Source organism: Mesotoga sp. UBA5847 (assembly GCF_002432735.1).
In the GTDB taxonomy this organism is placed as follows: domain Bacteria; phylum Thermotogota; class Thermotogae; order Petrotogales; family Kosmotogaceae; genus Mesotoga.
This window is the reverse complement of record NZ_DJGL01000074.1, coordinates 1-20,807: the sequence shown is the minus strand read 5'-3', so window position 1 is coordinate 20,807 and position 20,807 is coordinate 1. Positions and strand designations below refer to the sequence as shown.

24 protein-coding genes and 3 tRNA genes are annotated in these 20,807 nt (G+C 44.9%); 10 read left to right on the top strand and 17 right to left on the bottom strand.

What is annotated here, in order from left to right; all coding sequences use genetic code 11:
• The 16 genes from B3K91_RS08450 to minC are packed head-to-tail and all read right to left on the bottom strand — an operon-like array spanning nt 1 to nt 13,423.
• The gene (locus tag B3K91_RS08450; protein WP_214060630.1) at nt 1-960 is read right to left on the bottom strand and encodes a CBS domain-containing protein; all 960 of its coding nucleotides are present in this window, start codon (nt 958-960) and stop codon (nt 1-3) included.
• A complete protein-coding gene (locus tag B3K91_RS08445) occupies nt 953-1,315 on the bottom strand; it encodes a hypothetical protein (RefSeq protein ID WP_292594634.1) in 363 nt (120 codons plus the stop codon). The genes B3K91_RS08450 and B3K91_RS08445 overlap by 8 nt, the downstream gene beginning before the upstream one ends.
• Entirely contained in the window at nt 1,312-2,004 is a 693-nt protein-coding gene (gene thyX / locus B3K91_RS08440) for an FAD-dependent thymidylate synthase (RefSeq protein WP_292593225.1), read from the bottom strand. Before thyX ends, B3K91_RS08445 begins: the two co-directional genes overlap by 4 nt.
• The gene (locus B3K91_RS08435; protein ID WP_292590339.1) at nt 1,994-3,166 is read right to left on the bottom strand and encodes a tetratricopeptide repeat protein; all 1,173 of its coding nucleotides are present in this window, start codon (nt 3,164-3,166) and stop codon (nt 1,994-1,996) included. The genes thyX and B3K91_RS08435 overlap by 11 nt, the downstream gene beginning before the upstream one ends.
• Entirely contained in the window at nt 3,163-3,954 is a 792-nt protein-coding gene (locus B3K91_RS08430; protein WP_214079205.1) for a type I phosphomannose isomerase catalytic subunit, read from the bottom strand. The genes B3K91_RS08435 and B3K91_RS08430 overlap by 4 nt, the downstream gene beginning before the upstream one ends.
• Nucleotides 3,951-5,249 carry a methylenetetrahydrofolate--tRNA-(uracil(54)-C(5))-methyltransferase (FADH(2)-oxidizing) TrmFO gene (gene trmFO / locus B3K91_RS08425; protein ID WP_292590338.1) on the bottom strand — a complete coding sequence of 433 codons (1,299 nt, stop codon included), beginning with the start codon at nt 5,247-5,249 and terminating at the stop codon, nt 3,951-3,953. The genes B3K91_RS08430 and trmFO overlap by 4 nt, the downstream gene beginning before the upstream one ends.
• Nucleotides 5,246-6,139 (bottom strand): DNA-3-methyladenine glycosylase family protein, encoded by an 894-nt coding sequence (locus B3K91_RS08420; RefSeq protein WP_292590337.1) that lies wholly within the window; start codon nt 6,137-6,139, stop codon nt 5,246-5,248. The genes trmFO and B3K91_RS08420 overlap by 4 nt, the downstream gene beginning before the upstream one ends.
• On the bottom strand, nt 6,136-6,441 hold the full coding sequence (locus B3K91_RS08415; protein WP_214060892.1) for a hypothetical protein: 306 nt from the start codon (nt 6,439-6,441) through the stop codon (nt 6,136-6,138). The genes B3K91_RS08420 and B3K91_RS08415 overlap by 4 nt, the downstream gene beginning before the upstream one ends.
• Complete coding sequence (locus B3K91_RS08410) at nt 6,441-7,220, bottom strand: epoxyqueuosine reductase QueH (RefSeq protein ID WP_292590336.1); 780 nt, start codon at nt 7,218-7,220, stop codon at nt 6,441-6,443. Before B3K91_RS08410 ends, B3K91_RS08415 begins: the two co-directional genes overlap by 1 nt.
• On the bottom strand, nt 7,217-7,993 hold the full coding sequence (locus tag B3K91_RS08405) for a ComEA family DNA-binding protein (protein WP_292593223.1): 777 nt from the start codon (nt 7,991-7,993) through the stop codon (nt 7,217-7,219). The genes B3K91_RS08410 and B3K91_RS08405 overlap by 4 nt, the downstream gene beginning before the upstream one ends.
• Nucleotides 7,990-8,730 (bottom strand): SPOR domain-containing protein, encoded by a 741-nt coding sequence (locus B3K91_RS08400; protein WP_214060889.1) that lies wholly within the window; start codon nt 8,728-8,730, stop codon nt 7,990-7,992. The genes B3K91_RS08405 and B3K91_RS08400 overlap by 4 nt, the downstream gene beginning before the upstream one ends.
• Entirely contained in the window at nt 8,727-9,716 is a 990-nt protein-coding gene (locus B3K91_RS08395; RefSeq protein WP_292590334.1) for a 3-dehydroquinate synthase, read from the bottom strand. Before B3K91_RS08395 ends, B3K91_RS08400 begins: the two co-directional genes overlap by 4 nt.
• Entirely contained in the window at nt 9,713-10,723 is a 1,011-nt protein-coding gene (locus B3K91_RS08390; protein ID WP_292590333.1) for a M42 family metallopeptidase, read from the bottom strand. Before B3K91_RS08390 ends, B3K91_RS08395 begins: the two co-directional genes overlap by 4 nt.
• Nucleotides 10,720-11,760 carry a M42 family metallopeptidase gene (locus B3K91_RS08385; protein WP_292590332.1) on the bottom strand — a complete coding sequence of 347 codons (1,041 nt, stop codon included), beginning with the start codon at nt 11,758-11,760 and terminating at the stop codon, nt 10,720-10,722. Before B3K91_RS08385 ends, B3K91_RS08390 begins: the two co-directional genes overlap by 4 nt.
• Complete coding sequence (locus B3K91_RS08380; RefSeq protein ID WP_214079197.1) at nt 11,757-12,770, bottom strand: M20/M25/M40 family metallo-hydrolase; 1,014 nt, start codon at nt 12,768-12,770, stop codon at nt 11,757-11,759. The genes B3K91_RS08385 and B3K91_RS08380 overlap by 4 nt, the downstream gene beginning before the upstream one ends.
• Nucleotides 12,767-13,423 carry a septum site-determining protein MinC gene (gene minC, locus B3K91_RS08375; protein WP_099828751.1) on the bottom strand — a complete coding sequence of 219 codons (657 nt, stop codon included), beginning with the start codon at nt 13,421-13,423 and terminating at the stop codon, nt 12,767-12,769. The genes B3K91_RS08380 and minC overlap by 4 nt, the downstream gene beginning before the upstream one ends.
• 149 nt (nt 13,424-13,572) lie before the next feature.
• Here minC and B3K91_RS08370 point away from each other — a divergent pair.
• The 10 genes from B3K91_RS08370 to B3K91_RS08325 all read left to right on the top strand — a co-directional run bounded on the left by B3K91_RS08370 (nt 13,573) and on the right by B3K91_RS08325 (nt 19,871).
• Nucleotides 13,573-13,648 (top strand) — tRNA-Glu (locus B3K91_RS08370).
• Between the two features lie 5 nt (nt 13,649-13,653).
• Nucleotides 13,654-13,728 (top strand) — tRNA-Val (locus B3K91_RS08365).
• A gap of 7 nt (nt 13,729-13,735) precedes the next feature.
• Nucleotides 13,736-13,811, top strand: a tRNA-Phe gene (locus B3K91_RS08360).
• Nucleotides 13,812-13,917: 106 nt separating this feature from the next.
• Entirely contained in the window at nt 13,918-14,430 is a 513-nt protein-coding gene (locus tag B3K91_RS08355) for a 3H domain-containing protein (RefSeq protein WP_214060682.1), read from the top strand.
• Between the two features lie 12 nt (nt 14,431-14,442).
• Entirely contained in the window at nt 14,443-15,720 is a 1,278-nt protein-coding gene (locus tag B3K91_RS08350) for an MFS transporter (RefSeq protein WP_292590330.1), read from the top strand.
• Nucleotides 15,721-16,100: 380 nt separating this feature from the next.
• Complete coding sequence (locus B3K91_RS08345) at nt 16,101-16,316, top strand: DUF2089 family protein (protein ID WP_243392211.1); 216 nt, start codon at nt 16,101-16,103, stop codon at nt 16,314-16,316.
• A 309-nt stretch (nt 16,317-16,625) separates the two neighbouring features.
• Nucleotides 16,626-17,543: an alpha/beta fold hydrolase gene (locus B3K91_RS08340; protein WP_292594630.1), complete on the top strand. Its 918-nt coding sequence runs from the start codon at nt 16,626-16,628 to the stop codon at nt 17,541-17,543.
• Nucleotides 17,544-17,560: 17 nt separating this feature from the next.
• A complete protein-coding gene (locus tag B3K91_RS08335) occupies nt 17,561-17,848 on the top strand; it encodes a DUF523 domain-containing protein (RefSeq protein ID WP_292593220.1) in 288 nt (95 codons plus the stop codon).
• 290 nt (nt 17,849-18,138) lie between these two features.
• Nucleotides 18,139-18,528, top strand: coding sequence for a YbgA family protein (locus tag B3K91_RS08330; RefSeq protein ID WP_292593218.1), 390 nt, complete (start codon nt 18,139-18,141; stop codon nt 18,526-18,528).
• Complete coding sequence (locus B3K91_RS08325) at nt 18,525-19,871, top strand: deoxyribodipyrimidine photo-lyase (RefSeq protein ID WP_292593216.1); 1,347 nt, start codon at nt 18,525-18,527, stop codon at nt 19,869-19,871. The genes B3K91_RS08330 and B3K91_RS08325 overlap by 4 nt, the downstream gene beginning before the upstream one ends.
• Here the strand turns inward: B3K91_RS08325 and B3K91_RS08320 are convergent.
• Entirely contained in the window at nt 19,846-20,664 is an 819-nt protein-coding gene (locus B3K91_RS08320; protein ID WP_214060964.1) for a protease complex subunit PrcB family protein, read from the bottom strand. The two genes, B3K91_RS08325 and B3K91_RS08320, sit on opposite strands and share 26 nt — an antisense overlap.
• Nucleotides 20,665-20,807: the final 143 nt, after the last annotated feature.

The following is a 20,807-nucleotide window of genomic DNA, read 5'->3' as shown; positions in this document are numbered from 1 at the left end:
TCATTTCCTCCCATTTCGATAGAAGTGCATTTCAACCACAACCCCTTTTCCCGCCTCAGATACTACAACCATTTTGTCTGAGTACCTTCTCATGTTCGGAAGGCCCATCCCCGCTCCAAAACCCAGCTCGCGAATGTGATCAGACGCCGTGGAGAATCCTTCCTTGATTGCCTGCTCCACGTTTTCAATACCTCTTCCATAGTCTTCAACTCTCACTCTTACCAGGGCCTCATCGTACCAGGCGAAGATATAACCTTCGCTACCGCTATGAATTACGACGTTCACTTCAGCTTCATAACAGGCGATTGATACTCTCCGTATCAGATTGTCGTCCTCTGTAAGCGTCTTCAGATAGCTCTTCAGTTTCGCAGATCCAACTCCGGCCATGTCAATTTCCGAATAATCAATATGGAATACGAAGTCAGCACTCTTTTTCTCAACGGCATCTCCCGAAATAAGAGACTTATCAAACCAGTCAACGCTTCTCTCCAGAACTTCCCTTCGTCGGGTATCGTGAACATAGATTAGCCTGAATTTATCAAGAATGGCTCCGATAATATCCTTCTTTGTAATTATTCCGATGAGCTTCCCTTCGGAATCAACAACCGGGAATCTCCCGTATCTATATCTGTTGAACTTTTCAATCAGTGCCTCAAGATTCATCTCTGGAGAGAGTGTAACTAAATCCCTTGTCATATGCTTTTCAATCGAATCAGTTATGTAGTTGCCCTCCAGAGCAACAATAATGTCCTCTATACTCACTATGCCTTCCAGCTGGTTATCGGCATCGGTAATGGGAACTCCTGATATCTTGCAGATCCTCATCAGTTCTTTCGCCTGCCACATCGTTCTATCTTTGGTAAGCGTGATAACGCTCTTCAACATTATGTCTTTTGCCGTTATATCTACAAATAACCCTCTTAACTTATCAAGGAGGTCGTCAACACTTCGTTCAGTCAAAGTTCTTCCCTTCTTCGAGTGAATCTCCAAGACCCTCTCTATAAAGAATTCCGCAAGCCCTGTACATCGACATTCTCGCGTGAATCAAAGGCATCTCAAGCTCTTGAGCCAGATGAATCGTGGTCTCAGGAACATTTCTTTTCCTTATTATCAACACTGCAGCGGCTCCAACCACTGAGGCAGTTCTAACACATTGAGGAGAGTTCAGGCCTGTTACCAGAATCATTCCAGGTCCTCCAAAAGCAAGCACATCACTCATCAGATCTGCAGCTCCTACCGACTCTATTTCAGGATCTTCAGTTACATTATTCAGTATCTCGCAATCAAGTAACCGGATGATATTGGCAAGTCTCATCCCCTAACCTCCTTATTCAGAAGATCACCTGTGTAGTTGTACCTGATGAAAGCATCATATACTACCGGACATTTAGCTTCGAAAATCTCTGCGATTGCACTAGCATACAGTTGGATTTCTGGCTGAGCATGAGAATCTGCTCTCTGATTTAGGAAATTCATAATCGACCTTCCATTGATAGTCCAGTACGCCTCTGTGTACATAGATGTGGGAAGTACAATTCTCGCCATCTCTTTTGCAACGCCCATTTCTATGAGCCTACTATAAGCGACAAAAGCGTTCTTATAGGCTTCTCCGATTATTGCAATCGCCTTTTGAGTGATTGCCTTATCTGCACATTCCACTGAACCCTGTTTGTTTTCGCCGTCTGGAGTCCTTATGGAATCGGGCAGATACCACTCATCAGAGAACTCAGTATATCTTCCGCTTCGCTCATTTATTGACGCTATTCTGTGTCTCACGAGCTGTCTCATAACGAAAATCGGTAGCTTCAAGTGGAACTTGAACACTATGTGTTCAAAAGGGGAGTGGTGACCATGCTCCATCAAATAACGAATTAGGCGATCATCTCTATCTTTGCTAGTTAAGCCCTTACCATAACTTACTCTAGCTGCCTGAACCGCTGAGTAGTCATCTCCCATTCGGTCTACAAGCTCGACGAACCCTTTGTCAAGAACATCAATTCTCATCATTTCCTCCGTCTTCTTTCATCGCCTTTCTCTCTTGTGAACTCTTTCTCTTTCTACTAAAGTATTCTAACAGAAAGAGCCCTAGGACTACTACGGCAGTAAGCGGGACTACTGTAACAAGCGCCAGTTCAAAGATTACTCTTCGCCTTAACTCCTTCAGTGCAGAACTTACTGCATAATCATAATCTTCGAATCCACTCAGCTGAAGATAGAACCTAGCTAAATCATAGTAGTCTCGATCTTTCGTCTCATAATAGGCCATTCCAAGATTCCTAATAGCCCTTGAGTTGTTCGGCCAAAAACGTACTGCCTCCTGATAGCGCTCAATTGCTTCTTCAAAGTTACCATCTTCAAGGTAAATGTCTCCAATTACCATCGAAGCATTAGACGCAAATCTGGGAGGAATCTGATTTAGATCGAGGGAGTCTAAGATCTCCCAAGCTTGAGGTACTTCACCAAGTTGCAGATAGGACATCGCCACATAATAGCTTGAAAGTGGATCCTCTGTTTCCAGCCTCGAAAAGTCCTCTATAACCATCTCTGTAAGCCCTGAGACAAATTCGCTTTCGATGAGATCGTCTCCGAGCAGTCCCTGAAGGTTTTCAGAGAATACCGTTTCTCGGATTTCCATTAACCTTTCAATATCCATTGAGCCGATGCTGGAATACAACTCCAGCAAAGCTTTGTATGGGAAATACTGCCCGGGTCGAGCGTCAATCAACTCATTTGCCGTCTCCGCGATCTGCTTTGCCGATCTCGGGTCTCTTGTATCAACCCAATCATAGAAGAAGGCTCTCAGAGATACCGCCTTCAAGAGATGGTCCTCGCTTTCAGACGAATAGAGCATATTCAACGCGGAGACAGTTGAAACAGCGACTAACTGGTAGACCACCTCGATGGCTTCCTGAAGGTACGGAGGAAGTACCTCTCCTTGAAGCTCTGAATAGAGATTACTAAACCAAACCTTGTAGTTTGGTTGGATAGTCTCTCTGTACTTCAGACCCACGGCTAACGTAAGATAAGCCTTCGTTTCCAAATCTCTGCTGTCAAGTGATTGTATATCCATAAGGTAGTTCTTCGAAAGAAGCAAATCCGTTTTGTCAACAGAAAAGGCAAGAGCTGAAACGGTCAATATAAAGGCAAGAACCAAAATGTGCTTCACAAGTCCTCACTCCAAAATGGTCCCAAAGTGATAGCAAGAAATGGCATTTGGGATTCAACATTATCATTGATAACCACATATAGATTAGGTCTTTCCTCAATTGTGACACATATTCCAGTACCGGAGAATGTCACTGTCTTCTCTATCGAAAAGTATTTCCACTGAAAACTCTTCATGTTCTTACAGTATTCTGGATTAACAGACGGCTTAATTACTTTGATTGCCTTGTCAAGATGAAGATCCCGACCCCTGTTCCAGTCGAAGAGCCTGTACGTTGTGTCACTGTTCTGCTGAATCTCGATCAGCTTAGAACTCGGCCCTATTGCGTGTACGACACCTGCAGGCAAAGCCAGAAGATCTCCCTTATTAAGACTGATGTGATTCAGGTCTTTCTCTCTGATGTCGATTGTCTCGGTTTTTTTCTTTAAGCCTGCAAGCACCTGACCATTTGTTAAGAAATACCAGCATTCGCTCTTACCCCATGGTTCTCCTTCAATGCGACGGGCAAATTCATCATCAGGATGAACTTGGACTGAAAGCCATTCCTTTGCCGAGATATATTTAACCATCAAAGGAAACCTAGGCAAAGCTCGTCCACAAAGCTCTTCAGTAACATCTTCAGGATTCAGTCTTGAAGAGCTTGACTCAAGACTGGTCTTCATATTAGCTGTATCTGACAGAAGCCAAACTTCTCCTATCGGTTCTTCAGAATCTACTCCGTAGATGGTGTTCAAATCACTATCACCCCACGGTCTACTCGAAAAGACGGGTTTGCTTCTGTATATCACTTTCTCACCTCTTTCAGGAAATCCTCCATCTGCTCTTGCGCTCTTAATACCTTTCTTCTATTCTTCTCTCTCTTATCTCTCATCCTTATCTCCGGTAGAAGACCAAAATTCGCATATACTGGTCTTAAGGGACTCCTGCCAGATACTGTTACATGGTTGACCAGCCCTCCAAGCATTGTCTCCTTCGGAGGAATTAACGTTCTGCGACCGTCAACAAATCGATTGACATTGATTGCCACAAGCCTTCCGGAGACTATTGCCTCCACGTATCCTTCAAGACCGCAAATCTGTCCTGCAAAGAACAGCCCTTGGTAATCTTTGGACTGAAGATCGGGATTCAGAAGCTTGGGTGAATCGAGGAAGGTGTTCCTGTGCATTACTCCATATCTGGCAATGTCGGCGTTCCTTAGAGCTGGGATAAGTCCTAGGATTCTCTTCTGCTCGCTCCATTTCAGCCTCGTTTGAAACCCAACAAGACTTAAAAGTGAACCTGATAGATTTTCCTTTCTAAGCTGAACAACCGCAAAAGGTTCTTCTCCCGTTGCAGGATCGGTCAGTCCCACCGGCTTCATTGGACCAAATCTCAGAGCTTCTTTTCCGCTTCGCGCTATCTCTTCAACAGGCTGGCAGCGTTCGAAGAGAAATCGATCCGAGAAGTTTTCGATCTCCAAAACTTCTGCCGATACAATCTCCTTCCAGAAAACTTCGTACTCCTCAATCGTAAGAGGGCAGTTCACGTAGTCTCCGGTGTCGGAATATCTGTCAGCAACAAAGGCTCTCTCGAAGTTTACCGAATCCGAAGCGACTATTGGAGCTACAGCATCAAAGAAAAAGAGTGCGTTGCCAAACAGTTCACCTAGATAATTCTCAAGGCATTCAGAAGTTAGTGGGCCGGTACACACTATATTGACTGACCCGGAGATGTCTAGCTGGCACACCTCTTCTCTCCGAACACTGATAAGTGGGTGGTTCTCTATCCTCCTAGTGATCTCTCTTGCAAAGGTCTCTCTGTTTACTGCCAAAGCCTTTCCGGCAGGTACTCTATGACGGTGGGCGGCTTCCAGAAGTCGGGAGCCAATTAGCAAACCCTCTTCCTTCAACAGGCCCGATGCATTGTCCAGTGACTTAGATTTCAAAGAGTTGCTGCATACTAGTTCCGCAAAGTCTTCCGATTGATGAACATCGGTTTTCCTGGCAGGTCTCATCTCAAAAATCATTACCTCTTTTCCGAAATCCGCGAGGCTCAAAGCAACTTCAGAACCGGCCAGTCCTCCACCGATAACATTTATCCTCATTTCTTCTCTCTTCCTAGTTTGTGAGTTCTATAGTACCTGAATAGTGCTTCTTGATAGTACCCTCCATAAGGAAAGAAGGAATCCATTCCAAACTGCATTACCTTCTTTGTTGAACCGTCCAGCGCGAACAGATCTTTCATCACTCTGCTCACCCAGATATCTACCGGGAAGGCGCTCAGCTTACCGTAGGCAAAGAGCATTACACAGCTACCTACCTTGTAACCAATGCCGTCATGCTTCATCAATTCTTCGAGCAAGTCTTCGGCAGCCAGTGAAGAAAGCCGTGAGAAATACCCTTCTGTCTCTATGTCTGAAAAGAGTTTCATAAGCCACGGAACCCTGAAACCGATTTTGAGCTCGGTCAGAGCTTCTGCTGAGATTCCCTTGGCCTGCTCCAATGAAGGAAACGTGTAGTAACTCTCCTGACATAGATCGATCCTGTTTTCGGGAAAGAGTTCCGATAGTTTGTCGCTCATCCATCGAATCATAGGAATGCTGTTTCTAGTTGAGAGAATATACTCCACAACCATCTCAAAAGGATCTTGCCTAAGTATTCTCAATCCTTCGGCTTCCTTGAGAGCCTTTTCAGACACGATTCTAACCCTTTGATCAAAACACTTCAGTCTTTCCAGAATTATTGAGTGAATCTCCTCCAGATTATCTCCAAGTCCAAGGTAGTTCCCAATTTCCTCATAGATATCTTTTCCGAGCAAAGATTTGGAGGAAGATCTGACAATAATTCCATCTGAGTTCTCTTTCAGGAAGAGAACTGTATCTCGAACAACTCCCTTCCACCAGTCTCCTTCTTTTCGCCATCGAAAAGTCTGACCACAGTCAAGTGTCGAATCAAGATCAATTAGACCCGCAGGTTTCAAAGTGAATTCAATCACAGGTTCGCCTCATGGGACTCGATAACCGTTTTCAAAAGCCTATATGCGTTGTCTTCAAGGAACTCACCGAGCACTATGAGATAAGAACTCTTTCTAATTCCATCAAGATATAGAGCGGTAATCTGCGTCCCATTCACAACCGTTGAGCTTCTCGAACCCGTAGCTTTTGAAAGCGCTATTATGAGCTGAGGGATATCAAATTCCAAATCCCCATCATAAGGAATTCCTTTTTCGTCGACCAGGCGAAAGACCATGCCACACTCTTCCCCCAGTGATCTGATTCTTTTTGCCAGAGTATCCATTACTTCTTCTCCCTGATTATCCGGCAGTTGTAACTCCCGGTTTTCAACCATCTTTTGCCTTGTAGTGAAACATCTTCGACATCATCAAGAAGTGCACAAGGCTTAATGAGAGTTATCAGCTCTTTCAACACGGAGACCTCTTCAACGGGGATGCTGCTTCGAGAAATTACGGCACCTCTGAATCTCCAGAGATCGGCGAAGCATGAAAAGTCTCTCTCTAGCGCCTCTTTATCTCTCCTTTTCTTGATCTCTCTGGTCTGGACAATTTCGTTGAGACTAGATTTGCAGCCACAGTAATTCTGGACATAGACATTACCCAAAAACTGATTTAGCTTTCCCCTTTCTAGTCTTAGGTTTTCCGAAATGAACTCCAAATCAAACGATTCCGAAACTTTCTGCCCAATCTGACAGATCAGATAAATTGGCTTCTGGGGGCTTGCAAGAAGCGTGGTACTGAAGCTCTTGGCACCTAAGGATTTTGCAGCTTCCGCTGCCTTTCTCAGCCTTAATTCTATACATTTCGTACATCTCATGCCCCCTTCCGGCTCATCTTCAAAGGAATCATGAATAGCAGAGAAGTCCTCGGGGCTGTAGTCTGGTTCAGGACACTCAACTCCCATTTCTTGACAGACTCTTCGGAAAGCATGATATCTTTTGAAGAACTCTTCTTCAGGATAGATATTCGGATTATAGAAAAGCAGCATTGAATGCTTCAGTTCCTCTCTCCTCAAAACAGAACTAACTAGATCCGGTGCGCAGCAAACATGAAGCAGATTCAAAACTCAACCAGCTCCTTCAAACTGGCAATGGTCTTATCACCAATTCCACTTACCTTAGCCAGATCATCGCACGAACGAAATGGACCGAAATGAGCACGCGCCTCAACTATTCTCTGAGCAAGTACGGGCCCGATGCCTGGAAGCTTACAGAGGTCTTCCACATCTGCGTTATTAACATTCACCTTTCTCGAACCGGATTGTTCTTCAGCCCCGATAAGAGGAATAATGGCAGCAAGGATTTCAGGAAGTATGGAAGGTCCGATTCCAGGTACATTGAGAAGGTCTTCCTCAGTTATTATGGGTCCCTTGAGTTCCCTGTATTCGATTATAGCAGCTGCCTTAGCTTCACCGATTCCTGGAATTTTCTGAAGAGACTGAGAGGAAGCCGTGTTTATGTCGATTAAAACCACTCCTTCTGCGTTGGAATACAGCTGACCGGAAACGGTCACCATTTCTCTCAAGTTACTCAGGGTCTTTTCACCAATTCCCCTGACAAGAAGAAGATCGTCAATGGAAAAAAACGGACCGGACGTAGCTCTGTAATCGACTATTGCTCGAGCCTTGGCAGGGCCTATCCCCGGCAACAGCTCCAGCTCCTTCTCCGAGCAAGAGTTCAAATCAATAGGGAAGCTAACCGACTTCGATTTATCAGAGTTTTCACCGATGGCCATTGTGTTGCTACCGCTATACCCTGAGAGGGCCACAAACCCCATGATCACTAGTATCACAATTGATCCGATTATCTGTAACTCCTTGACCGAAATCTTCCTCATCTCAACTGCCTCGGAAACCTGTCAGTGATATTCCAGCCCGTTATCCTCTGGAGTGCCTGAACGTCGACTGATGAAGAGTACTCTCTGGCCGCTGCCGCATCAGGGAAAACCCCTAAAACAGCTGCATAGAATGTTCTCCCGTCCGCGGTTATTGACTTATACACAAAGGCAGGGTAACCTGCACTCCTCAGATCCATTACTTGTGGTGCTATCCCATCTGAGACTGTGTGCGATACGAGTTGAATTCCATACGCCGTCTTTGAGTCATAAAGTCCGTCAAGTGGGTTCTTCCCCAGAAACATCACGCCAAAACTATCCCCCACCCTGGTGATAAAGTACTTCCCGAGACCTTTCTCCACGCACAACTTGAATGCTGTATCTTCTTCCACAACAACATAACCAAACTCGGAACCTTCTGCAAGAAAGTCGAAGGAGTTCAGTATTAGCCGCCTATAGTCGAATACCTCAAGAAAGAAGTTCTGAGTCTCTGGAATCGATATTGTCTCTCTGACAACCTGTGTTCCTGTGGGAAACTGTACGGGATTGTCCGGCTGTTCAGGCTGATCGATCCCCTGAGAAAGCACAGAACTTCTGATTTCCTCAATTATGAGTTCCGACTTTCTGTTTTCCTCCCGGAGAAAAATAGCATATCCTCCAAGCGTCATGACAACTGCCGACAATGCAAGAACGATAACGATAAGAGTCTTCAGAACATAATCATGCGATACTTCGCTCATACAAAATTCTCCAATCCCCTCCAGGTCTTTTCCCTGACAAATCTCTCAAATACAGAACACCCCACGAAGTAAGTCTTGTCGAGATTTCCGTCAGGAGTACTGATTCTTACACCACCTTTCTGTTCGACCAAGTCAACCAAGGACGACATATCAATTCTGGAAGACCATCTACTGTCCCACAGCAATTTCACCACTCTAAAAAAGTCTTCTGTCACACTGCTATCCCCTGTACCAAATTTCTCGGCCAGACGTAATTCCATCATGGCTCCAAATAGAAGTGAAGCATCATATCCAGCCTTAAGCCTAGAAGCAGTTTCAATAAGCCTTCCAATTTCCGTGCCTACAACGAATCGGCCAGTTTCAATTCCCTTAAGATAAGCTTTCACTGACGAGAAAACAATATCTTCCCATTGCTCAGCAGAGATATCTTTACCAGAGACCACAACGTTAAAAAGATACTTGAAAAGCCTATTATCAAACGAAAGGGCAACCAGCAAAGGAAAGATCAGAACACTCTTAGACGAGCAAGCATACTCTCTGTAACTGACCTCAAAATCAATGAAGACTTTGTCCGGGAGACAGTTGAAAGAGAGAAGGTCCTTCACAAACTCGAAATTCACCCTGAATCCTTTCAGCGCAGGCATCACCTGACTAACTGTCGTCGTAGGAAAGAGGAAGAGCTTCTCAATATCGGTATGACCTGATGACGCATAACCTACCAGATCGATGAGAGAACCTCCTCCAACGGCTGTTATTGCTTTTCTTCTCGAAGCCCTTATAACCTGATATATTTCGAACACTCTGTCAACTGACTTCACATGTTCTCCACCGGGCATCAAGTATTCGTCTTCCAGTCTTTCGCCAAAGACCTTTCTAAAACCAGAGTCTACTATTTTCAGGGACTCTGGAAGTCTTCCAGCAAAAGCCTTCCCAAAAATCAACTGACACCTTTCAGCTGATTCACTGGTAAATGTGATTCTTCTCATTCCACTCCTTCTTCAGCAAGTGCCTTTAACAGACGAACCGCATTAATAACATCATCATAATCAACCATCTCGTGAGGCGAGTGCACGTATCTGCAAGGAACCGAGACCGTTCCTGAGGCTATTCCTCTTCCGGTCGTCTGGTAACCTCTAGCGTCAGTGCCTCCAAAAATCAAGACCTCATACTGAGTGGGAATCTCCTTTTTCTCAGCAATCTCCTTCAATCTAGATACTACTCTCGAAGAGCTTATGCTTCCGCGATCCTTTATCTTTATCGTAGGTCCTTCTCCAAGTTTGAATCCCATTCTCTTCAAAGATTTCGGGGTGTCGGGTCCTGCGGTAACATCTACTGCAACAGCCATATCTGGCATAATATCAAATGCAGCGACACTTGCACCCACTAGTCCAACTTCTTCCTGAACGGCGAAGACAAAGTAAACATCGTCTTTGGGATCCTTTAGCTCTTTCAAGACCTGTATCATAATAGCACAGGCGATCCTGTCGTCCATAGATTTCGAGATGAGTCTCTTTCCAAGATCGATGAACTCTGAATCATATGTTCCAAAAGTCCCGATCGGTGCCTTCCTCTCTGCATCACTCTTATCTATTGCTCCGATGTCAACGAAAATGTGGTCGAAATCAAGATTCTTGATGGTCTCCCCGAGCTCTTTGATCGTCTCCCCTTCTAGGTCAACGACACCTGATGCTCCTGTCTCAAAAATCAATCTCGAACCCAAAAGCATATATGGAGACAGCCCACCTATCGAATCAATCCTGAGAAAACCATTTGAGTCGATATGTGTGACCACGACACCGATTTCGTCCATGTGACCGTCAAATAGCAGCTTCTTACCACTCTTTCCTTTCTTCAGAGCAACAAGATTGCCTAACGGATCTATCTTCATGCTATCAACGTATGGTTTGATCTCTTCGGCGATCGCTTCCCTTATAGCATCCTCCCTACCACTGGGAGAACTAATCGTAACCAGTTTCTCAATCAGCTTTTTCATCTAGACAGCACCTTCCCTTCCTTAACTAGTAAACTGGCAAGTTTTACCACTCCGAGAAAATCATTGACGTTTATTACAGAAGTTGGAGAATGTATGTATCTCGAAGGAGTCGAGATAACACCTGACGGTATACCCGAAATTACTCTTGCAAGCCTAGCTGCATCAGTACCCCCAGCTATCCTGCTCTTGTACTGGAATTTTATTGAGTTTTTCTTAGCAGTATCCACGATTGTGTCGAGTATCCTCTTATCTAGCACCAATCCACTGTGGGCAAATGTTAAGACGGGGCCTTTTCCAAGACTTGTGGCCCACCTGTAATCAGGAAGCTCCGGGTTGTCTCCAGCCGTAGTGTTCTCGAACACAAGAGCTGCGTCCGGCTTTATCTGTTTCGCCGCGACCCCGCTTCCCCTCAGACCAACCTCTTCTTGGACCACCCAGGCGAAATAGACATCAAAATCCAGACGGTATCCTTCAAGGCTCTCAAGAATCCTTATTAGTACTTCGCACCCCGTCCTGTCGTCAAATGATTTCGCAATCGCATAGTCGCCAATCTCTTCGTACTGAGTATCGAAGAATACTGGGTCGCCAATGCGATGGTTCTTCTGAGCCTCTTCCTTCTTTGAATAACCCAAATAGATTCTCAGTTTGCCCATACTTGGTGTTTTAAGCAAAGCGGTTGGATCCTGAGTGTGTATGGCTTCAAACCCTATCACTCCAGGAGCAAAATCCTTTCCCACCAAAACCTTTTTACCCATCAATACTCTTGGATCGACTCCTCCTACACTGGTGAAGGAGAGTGTGCCGTCTTCATTGATCTTCCTCACCATAAGACCAACCTCATCGGTATGAGCAAGAAGCATAAGCTTCTTAGAACTCTTCCCCGTCCCCTTTTTCACCGCGATTAGGTTTCCAACTGTATCGGTCCAGATCGAATCGACTCTTGGCTCGACAATGCTCCTGATGAAGGAAGAGACTTTTTCCTCAAAACCTGATATTCCCGGGAGTTCGCAAAGGTCTTTCAGGCGTTCTAGCTTCATTGCTCCTCAGCCCCCTTCAGAGATATGAAAAATCCTGCAAGTAATCTGGCCGTTCCTGCAACATCACTAACTTGAACTACTTCGACTGGAGTGTGCATGAACATTTCAGGGAGAGAAAGCAGAAGCGTTGGAACTCCGGTACCGGCTATTTGGACATTGTCTGCATCAGTTCCCGTTCTACCTGAGCTGAAGTCATATTGAACTTTGATTTCATTGTCTTTCGCATGTTTATCGAGTAACTCAAAGTACTTCTTGTGGATATTCGGGCCTCCAACAGTTAAGGCCGGACCCTTTCCAAGTTCGACATCGTTCTCTTTGTCATGGTGAGTAACGTCCATGGCAACACCAAGATCGATTTCCAAAGCTTCAGCGGCGCCCTTTGCTCCTATTGCCCCGACTTCTTCTCTTGTTGTGAACACGAAATAGACGGTAGGAGTTGTACTGTATTTCGAGAGCTCTCTTGCAGTCTCTATGCTAATCGCTGCACACGCTCTGTCGTCAAGAGCTTTCCCAGCAACCTTGCCGTTCATCTCAAACGCCAAAATGTCTACTACTGCAAGATCGCCAACACCTATCTTCTCATAATCCGGATTAATCGAAGCATCAATGAAGAGCTCATCGAAAGAAGGGACTTCTCCTCTTGTCTCCCTTTTCTGAAGGTGGGGAGCCAACATTCCAATTACTCCTGATCTTTCCTTTCCATCTCTGCTCCTGATCTTAACCTTCTGAGAAATCAATACCTTAGGATCGACGCCTCCTAGCTCTTCAAACCTTGCAAACCCTCTTTCATCGACTCTCGAAATCACAAGCGATACCTCGTCAACATGAGTGAATACGCCTATTCTCTTCCCACTTCCTTTCTTAACTGCAATCAGATTTCCAATCTCGTCTGTATAGGTCTCATCCACAAACGGACCTATCGCTTCCCTAATTACCGAATGGACTTCATCTTCGTATCCCACAGGTCCAAAGGCATTGGAGAGATTAATCAATAACCTGGCTAAACTCAATTCGCCTCCCCCTTTACTTCAAACTTAACATTGTCCGCCTCTTCAACTACTATCCTACCCGTCCTTACGTGTGCCACGGCAGGCTTATCAAAACGATCGTATTCCTGAGTTATGAAATTCCCAATTTGGATCAGTGAAGGCTGCAAATCGATCGCTGCGATTATCCCGATTTCACCCTGAGAGTAACCGGCTCTAACAACCCCTCTTGCACTTCCAAATATTACAACGCTACCACCGGCGATTACCTCTGCACCGGGATGAACATTGCCAACCACCACAACATCATAATTGTGAACGACTATCTGTCCTGATCTGAGATTACGCCTAATGATCTGAGCTCCTCGAACTTCAGTAATCTTCTCTCTAACAAGATCATACTTCTGACCGACTTTCACATCCTTTTGCTCCATACTACCCACGAGTATGTCCTTAACGTGGACACCAAGATCACTCAACAGCGAGACGATCTTAACGATGTCATCCGGTTTGCTTGTATCTTGAGTAAGCATGAGCGAGATCTCATCTCCTTCACGAAAGAAATCCTTCGCGTCAGCAAACTTCTTCATGATGTCTTGCCTCAATTCATCGACGGTTCTGTAAGAGTCAATGAGAAGAATCAGCCCTTTTTTTGTCATTCTGAAGTCAATCGGCATCACGATCACCCCTTTCTTCAAGATTCTATCATGAAAAAACCCTACCCAAGGCGGATTATGAACCCAAAGTAGTGGGCGAAAGCCACGAAAGAAAAGCATCGACCTCTTGACCGGGGACGGTTTATAGTGTAATATAAATTCGTGCTTCGGCCCTCATCGTCTAGTGGCCTAGGACACTGGCCTTTCACGCCGGCGACCGGGGTTCAAATCCCCGTGAGGGCGCCAGAGGTGGAAGCGTAGCTCAGAGGAAGAGCGTCTGCCTTACAAGCAGAAGGCCACAGGTTCGATCCCTGTCGCTTCCACCAGATTGATGGCGAGGTAGCTCAGCAGGTAGAGCAGCGGACTGAAAATCCGTGTGTCGACGGTTCGATTCCGTCCCTTGCCACCAGAGTTTTTCGTGGATTCTTAATTCACGACATGTCCTTACGGACATATTTTTTTAGACTGAATTACTGTAAAGTAGCTGCTATAATTAGCTTTATGCTGGGGGTGAGGTGGTGGAGAGATCTTCGCGATACAAACACATCTTAGAGACTCTTGAAGCTTCGACCGTTCCGGTAAAGGGACAGACTCTGGCAGCTGAAACAGGCGTTAGTAGACAGATGATCGTAAAGGATGTTGACGAGCTAAGGGAAAGAGGCTATAGAATCGTCTCTACTCCGAGAGGATATGTTCTTGACGGAAGAAAGAGTTTAAGAATGGTTGTCTCCGTAAAACACGAGGAAAAGGATATCTACGATGAACTTTCAGCAATAATAAGAGCTGGAGGACGCGTAATCGATGTCAGCGTGATTCACGCAGTCTATGGTGAGCTCAAAGGTCAGCTTAATCTATCAAGCATAGATCATCTAAACAGGTTTGTATCTGCTCTGAAAGCATCAGATGCACTTCCTCTTCTTAGTCTTTCAAAAGACGGAGTCCACCTTCACACTATTGAGGCGGACTCTGAAGAGGTACTGGAGAGTATCAGAAACATGCTGGAGGAGAAGGGCTTTTTTGCCAAGTAGAGGGGTGAGCGAATGAACATAGACGAAGTCATTCAGAAATATATCACTTCCGGTAGAAGAAGACGAATGCTTCTCTTGACATCAATGGAGTGGATGCTTGTGGCCGGAGGGGTGATGATTACCTCCCTGACTCTTCCTTCTATTGTTGACGATCTCGCAGGAACTGTTGGAAGCCAGAACATGATGGCGAGTTCCGTGTTTGCAGGTATGCTTCTTGGAGCACTATTCTCCGGTGCAATTTCAGATAGATTCGGAAGAAAGTGGACTAATCTTGTTCTTTTGTTGATCGCCGGATTTGCAACAGGACTCACCGGCGCTTCTAACTCAATGAGAGTGTTCTCCCTGGGAAGATTTTTCTCAGGATTTGGTTATGGCGGACTGTTACCTGTTGTAAACGCCTACCTTACCGAATTCTCGTCCATCAGAATCAGGGGCCTTTATCTTGCTCTCCTGGAATCTAGCTGGGCAATTGGAAGTATCTTGATAGGCGGATTCACAATGTTAACGCTGGAATCCCTTGGATGGCAGTGGTCATACTACTTGCTTGCCTTCTTCAGTATTCCCCTTATATTCGTATCCTTTCTTCTTCCTGAAAGTCCAAAATATGAATTCATGAAGAAGGGAAAATCAGCTCTGGAAAAGATTCTTTCGACGAGTATAGATGAGGAAGTTGAGATGCACCAACGCTCAAAGCAGCCTATTCTGGGGCTTTTTAGAAGCGGTCTTGCGAGAAGGACAATCATGATATGGATAAGCTGGTTCTCGGTTAGCTTTGTGTACTACGGAATCTATACTTGGGCTCCAAAGATTTTCATGTCGAAAGGGCTCACCCCAGTCTCATCTCTCTGGTACACCTTTTTCATGCTTATCATGCAACTTCCAGGATATCTTGCCGCAGCGCTTCTTATAGAGAGGTTCGGTAGAAGGCCATCTCTCACATTCTTTTTTGCGGGAATGGCAGTATCGTCTATTGTGATGGCTTTTGTAAGCAGCTCTTCGCTTCTTCTTTTCGCCAGCGTTCTGATTTCTCTATTCGTTCTTGGAGCTTGGGGCATGGTATACGCTTATACCCCTGAATTATACCCAACCGAGATGCGTGGCCTTGGAAACGGTACTTCAGGAGCTGTGGCAAGGTCAGCAGGAATTATCGCGCCCTATTTCACCAGCACTTTAATGGGAGCCACCGGTAGCGTATTTGTTGTAATGATTTTTATGGCTGCTCTCAGTACATTTGCAGCTATAGTTGTCTTCAGAATGGGTGTCGAAACAAGACAGGTGATAATTGAATAGTTTGAATCTCCGCATTCATTTACATCAAGGATTGTCTTGCAGAAGCGTGTCTCCGTTGCAGAAAACACCTAAAGTTTTCTTTCCAGGTGAATTTCAGGAATTGTTTCAATAATGGTCATTTCTCTGTCATGCGCACACTCCATCAAATCGAATCGTTGGAATATATCTAGAATTCAGAAGAAATAAGATTTTGCTTATGCAATATTTGCACTTATTAGTTATTGTCATATATTTATCAATTATTAGATAATATTATTGAACTTTATTGAATTGATGACTCTCCAAAGATTGACTTCTTCCCGGGTTTACCGATATTTTCTCTTGCAGTACGCATATTGCCGATCGGATGGAGAACTCTGGATGAAGAAGCGGCTTGCTAAGTGTCCCAGCTGCGGCGGATATCTACAATTACCGAGTATACCTTTAAGAACTGCGAGATTAAGATTATCGGGACCTTTGTGCAAGACGAGCTGCTTTACCTGCCCGAAGAACTCCTTGACTTCCTGAAAGTGTTCATTAAGAATAGAGGAAATCTCTCTGAACTCCAGAAGGAGCTAAGTATTTCCTATCCCACTGCAAGAAGCAAACTGGAGTAACTGGTCACAAGTCTCGGATATGAGCTTGCAAATCGCCAAATTCAGGAAGCTTCGAAGATCATCAGGAAATTGGAAGAAGGAAATCTCAGTGCCAAGGAAGGTGTAGAGCTTCTAGGCAAGAAGAAGAAAAGGCAATAGCTTCTCTTAATCGTTCTCGAATGGTGGCTTCTTCCAAAAGAAAGAAGCACTGCTCTTCGAAAAGAAGAATTGCTTTCCTAGATACTCGGTATTCGTAACCATCCAACGATCTGCAAAGAAAAAATGGTATATTATTGTTGCTTGAATACTTCCCGTGAAGGGGTGTATCTGATGAAATTGATTAAAGCGCTCTTTTTGATTCTGCTAATAGGTGCTGCTCTCCTCGTTATCAACAGTATCTTCAGCGTTACCATAGCCAGGATTTATTTCGGAAGAATAGAGAGAGACGGAAGGTATTTGAAGGTAGAACAAGAGGAGGTCTTCTTCAAGGTTATTGGAGATGGGGACCCAGTTCTAATGATACATAGTTTTGCTGGATCACATTTTGATTTTCTAGAGCTTGCTAAACTGCTTTCATCGAATAGAAGAGTCTACTTGTTGGACTTGCCCGGTTTTGGGCTGTCCACTGCCTCAAACAAAGGTGACTATTCAAGAAAGGGTTATGCTGAGCTTGTGGTTGATTTAATGAGCCTATTGAACATTGAGAAAGCTGATTTGATTGGCCATTCATTTGGAGGAGAGGTCTCTTTGTACATCGCCTACTATTTTCCCGAAAGGGTCAACCGCCTTGTTCTCATTGACTCTTCCATTCACGGGGATAGAGATATTCTCCCCGGTTTCTTTGCGCGAAGCAAGATAATGACGCGGATCGCTATGAGGTTCTATTTCCAAACTTTTCCGGTTCAAAGATTACTTTACACTAAAGGATTGGGAGACAAATCCTTATTCAGTTCTGAGACTTTCGGCAGATATTTCTCGCTCGTGGACCACATGTCCTCTTCTTTTATTTATGAATTCATAAACAGTGATGACACAGCTTCTATATCGGATAAACTTGGCAAAATCGAATGCAGCACGCTGATCCTTTGGGGAGAAAATGATATTATTCTCCCAGTTGCGGAGCATGGAGAGCCACTGGCTAAAAAGATTCCCAATAGCATTCTGAAAGTAGTAGAGGGAAGCGGACACGCTCCATTTCTTGAATCACCTGAAAGGATAGCAAAAGAAATCATCGGTTTTCTGGAATAAACGAGGAGGGCGATGTGTTGAGACTAGCCAAACCCGAAGTGGTCGTGAGCAGGTGCCTGGGCTTCGAAAGCTGCAGATACAACGCTCAGATGATCCCGAACAAATTCGTGGAGAAGCTGGAGAAGTTCGTCAATTACAGGACCGTATGTCCGGAATACGACATCGGGCTCGGAGTTCCTAGGCCGCCCATCCGCATGGTTTTCAGATCTAACGAAACAAGACTAGTGCAACCCTTAACGGGAGTTGACGTTACTGAACGCCTCTTGGAGTTTACGGAGAGTTTTTTTTTGGACTGGAAAGGGTAGATGGCTTCATTCTTAAGTCGGCCTCACCTACGTGTGGCATAAAGGATGTTAAGGTCTATCCAGGAGAAGGGAAAGTCGCCTCTTCAGGAAGGGATTCTGGTTTTTTTGGAGGCATTGTACTAGAAAGATACTGTGGGCTTCCTATAGAAGACGAGGGAAGACTTTCTAATTTCACAATAAGAGAGCATTTCTTAACTATTCTATTCACCGTCACGCGCTTCAGAGACCTCTCCATAAATCTCACCAGAAAAGGTCTGGTTGATTTTCAGTCGGATAACAAGCTGCTCTTCATGTCCTACAACCAGAACGAAATGAGAATCATGGGAAGAATAATCGGAAAGATGGATTCAAGAGGTATTGAAGAAGTATACAGCGATTATTCATCCCACTTCTACAAGATGATGTCCACCCCCCCAAAACATACTTCACACATAAACGTCTTGATGCATGGGCTTGGTTACTTCTCCAATTACATCTCTTCTTCTGAGAAGAGGTTTTTTCTAGAGACGCTTGAAAGATATCGAGACGGAAAAATCCCGCTAAGTGTTCCTCTCTACATATTGCGTTCTTACATTGTTGCATTTGACAGTGAGTATCTTGCTCGTCAAACATTTTTCCAACCCTACCCTGCTGAATTGATTGAGATAACGGACTCCGGGAAGGGAAGGTCCGGAAAATGAAGAGTGATAGGATTCATAACCTGAGTAAGAGACGAGATATCAAAGGTAGATTCATTATGTACTGGATGCAGGCCTCTCAAAGAACCGAAGAAAACCCCGCACTCGAGATCGCAAAGCAAGAAGCCAAGAGAAATAGCCTTCCTCTTATAGTCCTTTTCGTCTTCAACACCGATTACCCCTCTGCAAATCTCAGGAACTTTTCCTTTATGATTGACGGGCTCAAGGCCGTTAAATCAAAGCTCAAAGAAATGGGTATCAGATTCACTGTTCTAGAGGGTAATCCAACAGAAATCGTCCCCCGGGCCTCAAGGAACTGTGCTTTGATCGTCACAGACGTTGGATACCTCAGGCACCAGATCGCATGGAGAAGGGAAATTGCGAAAGCATCCTCGTGCCCGGTAATCGCGGTCGAAGCCAACGTAGTTGTTCCTGTCAAAGCAGCCAGTAATAAGGAGGAATACAGCGCAGCTACGTTTAGGCCAAGAGTGTTGAGTCGCCTTCAAGATTTCATAACTGACTTCGAATCCGTCGTGTTCGAACCCGGAGACCCTGTAACCGACTTTGAGACCACATTTGATCTCGACAATCCGGACCTTTCAAATATCGACCACACGGCATCCGTGGTCAGCAACTTTCCTGGCGGACAGGAAGAAGCAAATAGACAACTTGAGATATTTCTAGAAACCAAAATAGATAGGTTCGAGAAAGAGAGAAATGACCCCAATTGTGACTGTCTATCAGAGATGAGTCCATTTCTTCACTTCGGACAAATCTCCCCTTGTCTGATCGCCAGGAGGGTTATGGAGTCTGGTTCATCGGGAATAGAAGCTTATCTTGAAGAGCTTATTGTTAGAAGAGAACTGAGCATGAATTTCGTGTTCTATAACTCCAGGTACGATTCCTTCGAAGCACTCCCCCCGTGGGCTCAGAAGACACTCAATGAACATAGAAGTGATAGGCGAGAATACGTATACTCACTTTCTGAACTGGAGGACGGGATGACTCACGATCCTTACTGGAACGCAGCACAGAGAGAAATGGTCGCGAAGGGCAAAATGCACGGTTATATGCGTATGTATTGGGGAAAGAAGATCCTCGAATGGAGTCCTGATCCTGAAACTGCAATCAGCTCGGCGAACTATCTTAACGACAGGTACGAACTAGACGGTAGAGATCCGAATGGTTATAGCGGCATTCTCTGGTGCTTCGGAAAACACGACAGAGCTTGGGCGGAGCGTTCAGTATTCGGAAAAGTCAGATATATGAACTCAAACGGCCTAAAAAGGAAGTTTGATGCCGATGCCTATGTACAAAAGATCAGTTCTTTGACGAGTAAAGAGTGAAACACGAGCTGTATTCATAGATATCAATCACCTCGCCATCCTTGAGCACTTCCATTCGAACTGAGACATCGTAATTGCCGGAATGAAGCCCCAGAATTCTTATCGCTTTATGAGGATAAGTGAAGGCCTGTGTAACGAAATCTCCGCTTCCCGGAGTCTGCAGTTTCGCAGCTACTTCAATGGTTCTATCTTCGTGGAGATAAACGCCGTCTATCACGATGTTGTAGCCGCCCGTAGGCCTTTCTCCCCCCTTGACTAACAATACAGGTTCTTCAAGGACTGCAGAGACCTGAGTAAAAAGACCTTCATTAACCTCCCCGAGAAGAATGCTCACATCGCTATGCCACTCAACTTCAATCGAGACGTCCTCAAACGCAAGTTCTATAGCATCATCCCCCCTATTTTTATCATAATCAACTTCGAGTCCCATTACCACGAGTGTATAACCTCTTCGAAACGAGAGAATGAAGGGATTCATTGTGTAGTATATACCCTCTCTCATCAATGAAATCTTTTTTTCATAACTCTCCCCATTTCCTCTAAGTTGAATGAATACTTCTCGCTCCGAATTCTCGCTTCCTGGATCGAACAACCAGCCGGACAAGACAATTGCGACTTCTTCTGAATTGCTTTTCGAGAGAACTGTGAAGTTCACATTGCTTGTTCTACTTCCTACACTCTCCGTAAGAACAAACGGCTCAAGTTCTGCAAGCTCAATATAGCCAACGTTAAAAGCAAATAGATAGGATAGAAGAGAGAAAACAACAACGAAAACCCAGAATGTCTTCTTCATTCAGTCACCTCCCTGGTAATAAGACTACATAAACTGACAGTTTGTTTGTACGAACAAATTGGTGAGTAGCCCAGGGGGATTTCACCCCCAACCATCCGGGGACGTAAGGCTGGCTTCGCCGGGAGGGAGAACCTTTCTAGGGG